Below are 12,088 nucleotides of genomic sequence, written 5' to 3'. Positions count from 1 at the left end.
GTCCCGGCCCCAAGACCGTGTCAGGCTGCGAGGCCGACTGCCGTTTTCGGAAGAGCAACAAAACCAGGCAAAGCTTCGATCCGCGCCAACCAGTGACGGACCTCCGGATGTTGCGTCAGATCGACATTGCCCTCTGGTGCGCCAGCGATGTAGCTGTAGAGGCCGACATCTGCGATGGTCGGCTTATTGCCGATGATGAAGGGGTGATTTTCGAGTTCGGCATTGATGAGGCCGAGAATTCGGTGGGCGCGGGCAATCACCTCATCGGCCCGGAAGTCTGCTCCGAAGACCGTGATCAGTCGGGCCGCAGCCGGGCCATAGGCAATTTCTCCGGCGGCGACGGAAAGCCACTTCTGTATCTTAGCGACAGACGCGAGATCGTCGGGTAGCCAGTCCTTGCGGCCAAGTTTCGTGGCGACATAAACGAGGATTGCGTTGGAATCGTTGACGACGACGTCCCCATCTTCCAGCACCGGCACCTGACCGAACGGGTTGAGCTTCAGGAATTCTGGCCTTTTGTGCTCGCCGTTCGCCAGATCGAGGTCGATGATCTCGGCTTTCACGTTGAGGAGGGACAAAAAGAGGCGAGCGCGATGCGCATGGCCCGAAAGTGGAAAGTGGTAGAGTTTCATGACTGGCTCCCTTGAGGGCCGGACACCGTCATCCGGCAACGAGAGAAACCTAGCCGTATCCATATTTTTGTAGTAGAGCGTTAATTCTGTAATCATCCTCTCGTTTTGTGGAAGGAAAGTATGGATCGTCTTGATGCCATGGCAGTTCTCTTGTCCGTGGTGGAACAGGGTAGCCTTTCCGCCGCGTCTCGCGCCCTGCACTCACCGCTGCCGACGGTCAGCCGCAAGGTCGCCGAGCTGGAGGCTCATCTCGGCGTTCGCCTGCTCACCCGCACCAGCCGCCGTATTCTGCTCACCGAAGCCGGGGAGAATTATGTCGCTGCGGCGCGCGAAATTCTTGAGCGGGTAGAAGAAGCCGAACGCCGCGCCACCGGAGAATACGCCGCGCCAAAGGGAGACCTGACAATGACGGCGCCGATTGTCTTCGGTCGCCTGCATGTGCTGCCAGTCATTACGGACTTCCTGAAAGCGTTTCCGGACATCAACATTCACCTGACGATGAGCGACCGGACGATCAGTCTTGCCGACGAACACATCGATGTCGCCCTGCGCATCAGCCAGCTTTCCGACAGTAACCTGATCGCAATCCGCCTGGGCTCCATCCGCACAACGATCTACGCCAATCCCGACTATCTGAAGCGGCACTCCCGTCCATCACATCCTGACGAACTCAAAGACCACGATTGCATCGCGTTCGAAGGCTTGCTTTCGACACGGTTCTGGACGTTTCATGACGGCGCAAAAGATATCGCGGTGCCGATCCGCACACGCCTTTCCGTCAACACCGCGGAAGCAGCAGTTGACGCAGCAGCAGCCGGTCTCGGGATGACGCGCGTCATGGCCTATCAGGCGAAGAGCGCAGTCGATGCCGGCTTGCTGGTGCCGTTGCTGGAGGATTTTGAACGAGAGGCCTCTCCGGTTCACCTCGTCCATCTATCGGAGGGCCTGATGCCGCTGAAACTCAGGACCTTTCTGGACTTTGCAACGCCGCGGCTGAGGGCTTTGTTGAAGTAGGTCGTAGCCAGATGACCGTTGAATGCAGACACAATACTACCGCGAAACCACGATCCGAAATCCATTGCCGCGCCAGAAGCCATCCGGTTCGAGACTTCCTCGATAGGTGCAACAGGCTTTCAGTTTGCCGCTGGAAAAACAGCCGCCGCGTAGCACGCGCCGGATGGACGGTGCGGCATCCAGTGCTTCGCGCCCATCTTCCGAATAGGGATATTTGAAGTCGGGCGTAGCCATGTCATCGCCCCACAGCGTCGTGCACCACTCCCAGACCTGACCGACCATATCGTAGCAGCCGTAGGGAGAGCGCCCCTTCGGAAACAGACCAACCGTGCAGGTGGTGTTGAACCCGGCCTCTTCCGAATTCGCCGCATCGTCCATCCAAGCATGTCCCCAAGGGTAGCTGAGGACATCCACACCCATATCCGGCTGATCGCCGCGCGCGGCACGCTCCCATTCCGGTTCCGTGGGCAGTCGCACGAATTCGTCTTCGGAAATACGCGCCTGCGCACGCCAGCGATGCGTCAACCAGTCACAATAGGCCCGCGCATCGTGCCATGTGAGGTCGGTCGCAGGAGCATTGCGTCGGTCATCCGAAAAACCGTCCGGGCTGCGCCACAGCCGGTCCGTATCGCGCACGAACGCGCCGTAGGCACCATTTGTTACCGGATAAAGGCCGATACGAAAGGCGTCGACGGTGACTGGATGAGGCGGTGCAGAATTGGGATGGCTGTTAGAGCCGAAGGTGAACTGTCCACCGGCAACATCTGCCAGTGCATCGAGGTCACGCGGATCACCCCAAAGCGAGAGCCTGCGGCCCGCCGTCTCACGTTCCGGCGCAGAAAGCGCTCCGTCGCTGACGATTGCCAGCAAATGGGCGGCGATGCGGTCACGCAGCGGTCCTGCCTCCGTCACCATATCCGTTGCCAGCAACGCGCCCCGCAGAACCGCATCACCCTCACCCTCTATCAACGCTTCGACCAAAGCGCTGGCCGCACCCGTGCCGGAAAGGCGCGCAGCAAGGCTTGTCATGACCGGTGCCCAAGGGCCCGGCTTCTTGCGAAAATGCTCAACAGCCAGATCAGCGGGCTTGGATGCCAGATGCACCGCTGCCAGCAATTGCCGCACGCGGGTGATGGGCATGATGGTGGGATCATCCACCTCGGCTGTCAGCGCATCGAAGGCCAGACCGCAAAAGAGTTCGCTGGTCTGGGCATCACCGGAAATCTTCGCAAGCCAGCTGTCGGTGATGGCCTCGGCGCTATCGCCCGCATCGCCGCCATGCATGGCCATGACGAATTGCGCCGGATTGCCAGCGGCATTGCCAAGAGCAATACCTGTCGCGCCGAGATCGAGGCCAGCCAGTCGCGCAGCCGTTTTCCGACGTTGGCTTTTCAGAAGCGGCAGCAGATCATATCGCACATAGCCCGCGGGAAGCGCCCAACTCTTGACGACAGAGACCTCCCCAAGTGCAAGCAGCTTAACTGCCGGATGACGGCTCTGGAACGTCAGCGCATCGGCGAGCAATTGACGCCCTGCGTCGCCAGCCGCCTCTATGCCGTCGAGGATCAGCAGAAGTGTCTTGTCTGAAAATATGGACGCAACTGTTGAGGACGCAAGCAATTCATCGAACGTTTTTGACGGATCGACAGTGAGATAGAGAGGCACAACGCCCTCCAGCGTCCATTGCTCATCATGAACTGCACCGAGATCGTTGCGCGGAACGGCGCGTGGCGCAAAGTCACCTTGCGCCAGTGAGAACGCCAGATGCTTCGCAAACGTGGTCTTGCCGCTTCCGGTCTCTCCGGTCAGTACGACGGCTGGATGATCGTGCACCATTTCGAGCGCCGAGAAATAGACGGCGGGTTCCGGCTCTGCCTGATCGGTCAGCTTGCGCAGTCCCCTGGCCGCCTTGTCCTCGAATGTGAAGTTGACGAGCAGCGGAATATAGCCGGTCGCAAGATCAACGATGGAGGCATCCGGCAGAGCAAAAAGCTGCGCGGCACCGAACTCGCGTGCCTGCGAAATCATGCCGTCTATATCGTCGTTGATCATTGAAAGAGCTTTGCCACATCTGGGTTATGAAATCTCTGGATCTCGATGGCATAACCGGCGGGATCTTCAAAGAAGAAATGCTCGCAGAACGTTCCGCGCAGCATCTCTGACTGACCGGTAACGCCTGCATCCTTTAACCGCTTGTGCCAGCCTTCCACATCCTGAGACACGATGGTCAGCAGCACGGCGCTCTTTTCCTGATGTTTCAGATGACCGCGATTGCCATCGACAATGCCGAAATAGCAGTTTTCAGCAATGCGGTAGATGCGGGCCATTTTCTGATCGAGCACCAGTTCGAAGCCCAGAACCTCTTCGTAAAACGGCACGACTGCATGGATATCGTCGTAGTAGAAGAAAGTGATCGAATAGTCTTTTTTCATTCTGTGTATCCTCGTGTTCAGGCGATCGTCAGCGTGCCTTTGTGGTCTATCGAAAGCCCGGCGATTTCCTTGCGCGCTGCGAAAACATCGACCGGATGCACCAGATAAAGCCAGGGTGGGTTGGCGTTTAGATAGGTCAGGCAGGCGGCATAAGCACGCTCACGCGCATCGGGCTCTACTGCCGCATTGGCCGCTGCGATCAGCCGTTCCGCTTCAGGATCGTCGTAACCCTGCCACCACACGGCTTTCGTGACGCTCGATATCTTGTCATTGAGAATGCGGAACGTGCTGTGCGGCGAGGAATCGAAGATCGCCAGATCACCCATCTTCTTAGCGCCAATCTGGCGGGCATATTCCGGCCGGTCGGTTTCAATCTCGATCTCCACCTCGAAGCCAACAGCCTCAAGTGCCTCGGCCACGAACCGGCTGATCTCCGGCGCACGCTCCGGCATGAAGGTGGGCGTCCGCAGCGTGATTCTGCGATCTCCATCCACCTCGGCCAGCAAGGCACGTGCGCGGTCAGGATCGTAAGCGATGGGTGAAAGCCCGGCGGTCTTCATGCCTAGATGAAAAGGGCTGACGATACTGGAAGACGGCACGGCCAAATCGCCGAATATCTCGTGGCATATGGCCGCCGTCTTCACCGCGTGATTGGCGGCAAGCCGTGCCTGCGGTGAACGGAAGATGCCTTCGCTGCAATTGAGGTAGTACATGACCGACAGCGTGTTGACGGCCCTGCCCCATTGAAAGGCATCATCGAACTCCAGCTTGCCCTCGACGCGCTCTAGATTGAGCGCGGCAGCGACATCGCCTGATTTCAGCATCGCATAACGTTGGTCGGCGGAAGGCTCGCAAAGCGCGATGATGCGCTTCGGCTCCGTGCTACCGGAGACCCGCTTCAGCTCGGCACGGACCTTGGGTTCGAAAGTCAGAACGCGGAACGGCCCTGTGCCCAAAACGGGTGTGCCGTCAGGCGCGAAGCGGCAAATGTAAAACTCCGAGAAGATATCGAGAATATCGGCAATGGGGTGCGGATTGCGCACCACAATTGCTCCGTCACCATCCGCCATGATTTCGGCATCCGCGAGATAACGCGCATAGGACCACTTCATGCCAAACGTATCCACGGCCTCCAGAATGCCGTCGATGAAGTCGGTAATATCGGAAGCGACACAGGGCTTGCCGTCATGGAAAACAGCATCTTTGCGGATAACAAAGCGCCATTCGCGGCCGTCCGGGCTGTGCGTCCAAAGGGAAAACAACGCGGGCAGAACCTGCCCGTCATTCCATTTCAGCAGAGGTTCGAACACCAGATTTTTCAGCGTCAGAACGCTGGTGTCATCAGTTACCCGCGTTGGCGGCAGGAAATCGACTTTTTCGAGGGCTATGGTCAAGGTGGACATGGCTGGCATCAGTCGAGCTCGTTGCGGCGGCGCGGATTGAACCAGTCGGCAAGGGAATCGCCGATCAGGTTGAAGGAGAGTACCGCGAGCAGGATCGCCATGCCGGGGGCGAGCGCCACCCATGCAGCACTACGGACAAATTGCAGGTTGGCAGACACATCGGCACCCCACTCCGCCATGGGCGGCTGCGCGCCAAGCCCCAGAAAACCGAGGCTTGCGGTTTGCAGAATGGCACTGCCCAGCGCCAGCGTGGATTGCACCAGCAGCGGCCCCAGCCCGTTGACAAAAACATAGCGGAAGAGAATGCGCGGTGTCGGTAGCCCAAGTGAGATTGCGGCCTCGACATAGGGCTTGACGGAAATGCTGAGCGCCTGGCTGCGGGCGACGCGGGCAAATTGCGGGGCAAGCGTGATGGCAACGGCCAGCATCGCATTTTCAAGGCTCGGGCCGAAGGCAGCCGCCAGTGCAATGGCCAGCACGAGCGCCGGAAACGCCAGAATGGCATCCACGATGCGCATAAAGACGCTATCGAACCAGCCCCCGAGAAAACCCGCCAGCATGCCAATGGTTACGCCGACGACGAAGGCGATGGCCACGACGCCCACGCCAATCGCCAACGTGGCGCGACCGCCATACATGATCCGCGTGAAGATATCGCGTCCGAAGGCATCCGTGCCCAGCCAATGCTCAAAACTCGGTGCGGCAAGCTTGTGCAGCACATCCAGCTTGGTTGGCGAATAGGGCGAAATCATCGGGCCGAACACGATGACGCAGACCAGCAACAGCAGGATGATACTGCCCGCCAGAGCCAGCGTGTTTTTGCGCAGGAAGTTGAAAAACTCTGACATCCGGCTCACTTCATCTTCTTGCGGACACGCGGGTCCAGAACGCCGTAGAGAACATCGACCACGATGGAGGTGAAGACGAACAGCAGCGCAAACACCAAAGTTGTGCCCTGAATGACGGGATAATCGCGGTTCTTGATCGCCTCGAACATATATCGTCCGATACCCGGCCATGCGAAAATCGTTTCAGTCAGGATCGCGCCACCCAGCATTTCCGCAAACTTCAGACCGACGACGGTGATGGCTGGCAGCAGGGAATTGCGCAATCCGTGGCCCAGAATGACATCGGCCCGGCGCAAGCCCTTGGCTTTGGCCGTGCGAATGAAATCCTCGCCCATCACCTCCAGCATGGTGTTGCGCACGAAGCGACCAAGCGTCGCCCCAAGAAAGGCAGCCAGCACGGCGGTGGGCAGGATGAGGTGTTGCAGTGCGCTCCATGCCGCGGCCCAGTTGCCGGTGATGATACCATCCAGAATGGCAAATCCCGTCACCGGTTCGGCGATGATGAAGGAACTCATGCGGCCAGAGACCGGTAGCCAGCCGAGATAGGTGGCGAACACCAATTGCAGGATAAGCGCAAGAAGAAAGGCAGGCATCGAAACGCCCACCAGCGAAACGACACGGGTGATGTGGTCGAATGTCGAGTTCGGGCGCGTGGCGGATAAAACGCCGATGGGGATGCCGATGATGATGGCGACGATGACGGCCAGAACCGAAAGCTCGATTGTGGCTGGCAGGCGGGTGAGAATTTCATGTGCTACCGGCTGGCCGGTTTTCAAGGATACGCCGAAATCACCCTGCAACAGGCCGGTAACATAGTTGAAGAACTGGACCGGAAACGCCTGATCCAGATCCAGCTGCGCCCGCAGCGCATCGATTTGCTCCTGCGTCGCGCCGGGGCCGAGCAAGGTCACTGCCGGATCGCCGGGAATGAACCGCACCAGCGAAAACACGATGACCAGCACGATACACATGACGGGTATCAAGGCGATCAACCGGCGTAGAATAAAACTGGCCATTCCCTGCCTACTCACATCATCGAAGAATGATCTGCACCGGTTTCCCGCTGCAGATCGGATCGGCGGGCGCGCTGGATGCGCGCCCGCAAAGACTTACTTCTTGGAAACGCCCCAATATTCGTTGAGCGGCGGTGCGCTGTTGACAACGAGGCCTTCGACATTGGCGCGCTGGAAGACGATCAGCTTGGGGCTGAAGAGATAAACGCCGGGAACGCGCTTGACGATTTCTTCCTGCACCTGATGATACAGCGCCGTACGGGCCGGTACATCCACAGTCTGTTGCGCCTTGAGGATCAGATCGTCCAGCGCCTTGTCTTCCGGCATACGGAACGTCATGGCCGAGTTGGCAAGCGACGACAGATAACCGATGGTGATATGCGCATCCGGATCGTTGTACCAGGGCTGGCGACCGTCAAGTGCTGCATCGAACTGGCCAGCGGTCTGAAGGGCGCGGTAGGCCGGGAACTCGGTCTGTTCGATGGTGGCATTGATGCCGATATCGGCCAGATTGGCCTGCACATAGGTGGCAACGGCTGCCCAGAGCGGACCCTGGAAGCTGTAGAGCTTCAGCTGGATCGTGGAGGGATCGACTTTGGCGTCCGCAAGCAGCTTCTTCGATGTTTCAGGATCATAGTTCGGGGCCAGATCCTTGATCTTTGGATCGAAAGCCCAGCTGTTGGTGGTCAATGGACCATAGACGCGCTCAGCAGTTCCGCCGAAGACACCTTTCAGCAGGCCATCATAATCGATGGCATGGGCCACGGCCTGACGCACACGAATATCCGCAAACGGACCGTCTTTCTTGCTGTTGTTGAATTCCAGTTGGCGAATGATCTGGCTGGGCGTCTCGAGAATCTTCACATCGGCATTGGACTTGAGTGCCGCGATATCTTCAGCCGCAATGGCGGAAAGCTGGCCCTGCTGCTGCACGACATCCACGCCACCGCTTTCAAGCTCGAGACGACGTGTCGAGGCTTCCGGGATGACGCGGTAGATGATGCGCGAAAGCTTCGGCGTGCCACGGAAATAATCCGGGTTGGCTTCCAGAACCACATTGGTATCGGCCTGCGCGCTCTTGAAGGCGAAGGGGCCGGTGCCAACCGGATTGGCAGCAAATTTGTCACCGAACTTCTCGACGGCAGCAGGACTGACGATGGCCGACTGTGGCTGCGCCAGAATGGAGAGGAAAGCCGGATATGGTTCTGTCAGGCTGATCTTGACTTCCGTGGGCGAGACAACCGCGATGTCCTTGATCAGACCGAAGGTTGCCTTGACATAGGAATTGGTGGCCTTAGTGCGCTCCAGCGAGAATTTCACTGCAGCCGCATCAAAGGGCGTGCCGTCCTGAAACTTGACGCCTTCGCGGATCTTGAAGTCGAACTCCTTGCCGTCGGCAGACACAGTCCAGCTGGACGCCAACCGGCCTTCCAGTTCCTTGAAGTCCGGCGCGGTCCAGGCAACCAGCGTATCGAAGACATTGAGAATGATCTCGCTGCCAATAGGCTCGGCCTTGTTGGTACCGGGCTCCAGACTGACTGGATCGGATGGAACGGCAATGACGAGCGTCTTCAACTGGTCATCGCTCTGCGCGTTGGCCGCGCCTGCAAACAGCGGAACAGCCACAAAGGCTGCGGCGGCTAGTCCTTTAAAGAGTTTCATGGGCACGACCCTTTCGCGGTCTGATCGAGGCATTGTGCAGCCTCAGCTCGGCTTCATGCTATCAGTTTAATCGCGGCTCGCGCCTGTGATATTCCACGAAATATATCATCGCTTTTTAGACTGTAAAGGTGATCTGCAAGCAATTTGAACAAATGGCTAATATTGCTTATTCATTGTGCAAAAGAGGAAATATTATATTGTCGCCAGCGGTATTTGAGCAAAATCTGAGCGTCAGATCTGCTCAGATCGGATCGGCACCGGTGACGACAGGACGTGTTGGATCGCTGACCCAGGCAGACCAAGACCCGGGATACATGGCCGCTTCGATACCGATTGAGGCAAGCGCCAGAACCGTGTGTGCAGCCGACATGCCCGCCCCGCAATAGACCCCGACAGGCTTCTTGCCATCAGCACCCAGCACCCGATACATTTCGCGCAATGTCTCTCCATCGGTGAAATTTCCGTAGTCGGTGACATTGTCAGGCGCTGGGACGCTCAAGGCATGGGGAATATGCCCGCGTGGCGGCTGGCCGGGCGCGACTTTCCCGCCGATATAGTTGGGCCGGATGCGCGCATCGAGAAGAACGCCATCGGTCGCCAGCGTCAGCGCATCGTCAGCCCCAAGCTCGGCCATATGTCCCGGCGACAGAACGATGTCGCTCGGCACCGGCTTCGCAATCTCCTCGGTCACCGGCATATCCGCCGCAATCCACGCTGGAAAACCACCATCCAGCACCCGCACATCCGGCAGGCCTGCCCACCGCAAGACCCACCACGCACGCGCCGCCGTCATGCTACGGTCAGCATCGTAGATGACGACCGTCGTGTCAGGCCGCAAACCCCAGCTGCGTGCCTTGGCCTGAAGCTCTGCGATGTCTGGCAGGGGTCTCTGCCCACCCTCGACGCTGGCAGGTGACTGAAAATCGGTATAGGCTTGCGTATCTATCGCGCCTTTGATCCGCTGTCCCTTGAATGAGTTCTGGCCCGTATAGGGATTGATGGAATGCACGGCGATGACCGTGACATCCGCTCCGGCGGATAACATGTCTTGCAACTGAGTTGGCGTCAAAAGAACCGAGATGCGCGTCGTGTCAGTCATGGTCATCTCCGGATATACGGGCGGGAAGAGGTGTTCCTCTTATCATGGTAAAATCATCCATCTCGGAAATGATGACAAGCAATAAATATCTCACGTAATATTCTACGAGATATTTTTATTGACATTCACCTGTCTGCAGGCTGCAATGTGGTTCTCAAGAGCCGGAGTATCGAAATTTGACAGTTCTTTCGGTCGAAAATCTGACAACCGCATTTCGCCGCAACGGCATCTGGAACTCCGTGGTCAACGATGTGAGTTTCAGCATCGATGCCGGAGAAACGGTGGCGATTGTCGGCGAATCCGGTTCCGGCAAAAGCGTCACGGCCATGTCGATCATGCGGTTGTTGCCGGAGCGAACATCGCGTGTGACCGGCACCGTCAGGCTTGGGGACACCGACCTGCTGTCGCTGCCCGAGCGACAGATGCAGGACATTCGCGGCGATGACATCGCCATGATTTTCCAGGAGCCGATGACATCGCTCAATCCGGTTCTGTCGGTAGGCCGCCAGATTGCCGAATCGATCATCCGGCATCGCGGCAACTCCAAGGCCGAGGCGCGGGCGGAGACGGTGCGGCTCCTCGAGCGGGTGCGCATACCCGCCGCATCCAGCCGTTTCGACGAATATCCGCATCAGCTTTCCGGCGGCATGCTTCAGCGCATCATGATTGCCATGGCGCTTGCCTGTCGTCCAAAACTGTTGATCGCCGACGAGCCGACAACGGCGCTCGACGTCACCGTTCAGGCAGAAATCCTGCAACTGATCAAATCCTTGCAGGATGAGGAGAATATGGCCGTCCTGTTCATTACTCATGACATGGGTGTTGTGGCCGAGATTGCTGACCGGACCGTGGTTATGTTTCGCTCTCGCGCACTCGAAACCGGCAGGACTGAACAGATTTTCGCCCAACCCGCCAACGTCTATACCAAGGCTCTGCTCTCTGCTGTGCCAAGGCTGGGTTCGATGGAAGGACACGACTATCCGGCCACATTTCCGCTGACAGATACGGATACCGGCGTTTCGTCAGCCGAGCGCGAGATCGCGGGAACGATACCCTCAGACAAGCCCCCAATTCTTGAAGTGCGCAACCTGATCACCCGGTTCGATATCAAATCCGGTGTCTTCGGGCGTGTCAGCGGGCGCGTTCATGCCGTCGAGAATATCTCGTTTGATCTGCATGAGGGTGAAACACTGGCGCTCGTCGGCGAATCCGGCTGCGGCAAGTCTACCACCGGGCGGTCTGTGCTGCGTCTGATCGAGCCGGTCAGTGGCTCCATCCTCATCAATGGACAGGATGTCAGGGCTCTCGAGCCCGCCGCACTTTCAAAACAACGCCAGCATATGCAGATGATCTTTCAGGATCCCTTCTCCAGCCTCAATCCGCGCATGCGTGTGGGTGAGGCCATCATGGAGCCGCTGGTGTCGCATGGTTTGGCATCGACCAAGGACGCCCGCGACAGGGCCACGGATCTGCTGGTGCGCGTGGGCTTGCAGGCGGATATGGCAAAGCGCTTTCCACATGAATTCTCGGGTGGCCAGCGCCAGCGCATCAGCATCGCGCGCGCACTGACGCTCAATCCCGGCCTCATCGTCGCCGATGAAGCCGTCTCCGCGCTCGATGTCTCGATCAAGGCGCAGGTCGTCAACCTGATGATGGAACTGCAGGAGCAGCTGAAAATCGCCTACCTCTTCATCAGCCACGACATGGCCGTGGTGGAGCGCGTCAGCCACCGGGTCGCAGTCATGTATCTGGGTGAGATCGTCGAGATCGGCACCCGTGCGCAGATATTCGGAAATCCGCAGCATGCCTATACAAAGAGGCTACTCAGCGCCGTTCCGATTGCCGATCCCGCAAGGCGCCATTTGCGGAAAGTGGCAGAGGGCGGGGAGATCGGCAGCGCGGTGCGTCCGGTGGATTACGTGCCGGTGGCGGCACGCTATGCGGAGCCAGCGCCCGGCCATCTGGTCAAGGTTGCCTGAGAGGTC

Annotated in this window: 10 protein-coding genes; 2 read left to right on the top strand and 8 right to left on the bottom strand. The window is 58.5% G+C overall.

The genetic code is table 11. The features are described 5' to 3' along the window. Positions 1-20: 20 nt before the first annotated feature. Positions 21-632 (bottom strand): glutathione S-transferase family protein, encoded by a 612-nt coding sequence (locus ABUK73_RS18480; protein ID WP_353578572.1) that lies wholly within the window; start codon positions 630-632, stop codon positions 21-23. Positions 633-752: 120 nt separating this feature from the next. Here ABUK73_RS18480 and ABUK73_RS18475 point away from each other — a divergent pair, with 120 nt between their 5' ends. Further along, on the top strand, positions 753-1,646 hold the full coding sequence (locus ABUK73_RS18475) for a LysR family transcriptional regulator (RefSeq protein WP_353578571.1): 894 nt from the start codon (positions 753-755) through the stop codon (positions 1,644-1,646). Positions 1,647-1,682: 36 nt separating this feature from the next. Here ABUK73_RS18475 and ABUK73_RS18470 read toward each other — a convergent pair whose 3' ends face one another. The 7 genes from ABUK73_RS18470 to ABUK73_RS18440 all read right to left on the bottom strand — a co-directional run bounded on the left by ABUK73_RS18470 (position 1,683) and on the right by ABUK73_RS18440 (position 10,103). Then, a complete protein-coding gene (locus ABUK73_RS18470; RefSeq protein ID WP_353578570.1) occupies positions 1,683-3,698 on the bottom strand; it encodes a formylglycine-generating enzyme family protein in 2,016 nt (671 codons plus the stop codon). After that, positions 3,695-4,078: a VOC family protein gene (locus tag ABUK73_RS18465; RefSeq protein ID WP_353578569.1), complete on the bottom strand. Its 384-nt coding sequence runs from the start codon at positions 4,076-4,078 to the stop codon at positions 3,695-3,697. Before ABUK73_RS18465 ends, ABUK73_RS18470 begins: the two co-directional genes overlap by 4 nt. A 17-nt stretch (positions 4,079-4,095) precedes the next feature. Next, positions 4,096-5,490 carry an ABC transporter substrate-binding protein gene (locus tag ABUK73_RS18460; RefSeq protein WP_353578568.1) on the bottom strand — a complete coding sequence of 465 codons (1,395 nt, stop codon included), beginning with the start codon at positions 5,488-5,490 and terminating at the stop codon, positions 4,096-4,098. Next, on the bottom strand, positions 5,490-6,329 hold the full coding sequence (locus ABUK73_RS18455; protein ID WP_353578567.1) for an ABC transporter permease: 840 nt from the start codon (positions 6,327-6,329) through the stop codon (positions 5,490-5,492). Before ABUK73_RS18455 ends, ABUK73_RS18460 begins: the two co-directional genes overlap by 1 nt. A gap of 5 nt (positions 6,330-6,334) precedes the next feature. Next, the gene (locus ABUK73_RS18450; protein WP_062452802.1) at positions 6,335-7,345 is read right to left on the bottom strand and encodes an ABC transporter permease; all 1,011 of its coding nucleotides are present in this window, start codon (positions 7,343-7,345) and stop codon (positions 6,335-6,337) included. Positions 7,346-7,438: 93 nt separating this feature from the next. Further along, on the bottom strand, positions 7,439-9,004 hold the full coding sequence (locus ABUK73_RS18445) for an ABC transporter substrate-binding protein (RefSeq protein ID WP_353578566.1): 1,566 nt from the start codon (positions 9,002-9,004) through the stop codon (positions 7,439-7,441). 241 nt (positions 9,005-9,245) lie between these two features. Then, entirely contained in the window at positions 9,246-10,103 is an 858-nt protein-coding gene (locus ABUK73_RS18440) for a sulfurtransferase (RefSeq protein ID WP_353578565.1), read from the bottom strand. Positions 10,104-10,279: 176 nt separating this feature from the next. On the opposite strand from ABUK73_RS18440, the gene ABUK73_RS18435 reads away from it, so the two are divergent. Next, complete coding sequence (locus ABUK73_RS18435; RefSeq protein ID WP_353578564.1) at positions 10,280-12,082, top strand: ABC transporter ATP-binding protein; 1,803 nt, start codon at positions 10,280-10,282, stop codon at positions 12,080-12,082. Positions 12,083-12,088 lie beyond the last annotated feature (6 nt).

The organism is Agrobacterium vacciniicorymbosi (assembly GCF_040427045.1).
Lineage (GTDB): Bacteria > Pseudomonadota > Alphaproteobacteria > Rhizobiales > Rhizobiaceae > Agrobacterium.
The sequence above is the reverse complement of the archived record's forward strand: the minus strand, read 5'-3'. Positions and strand labels throughout refer to the sequence as shown.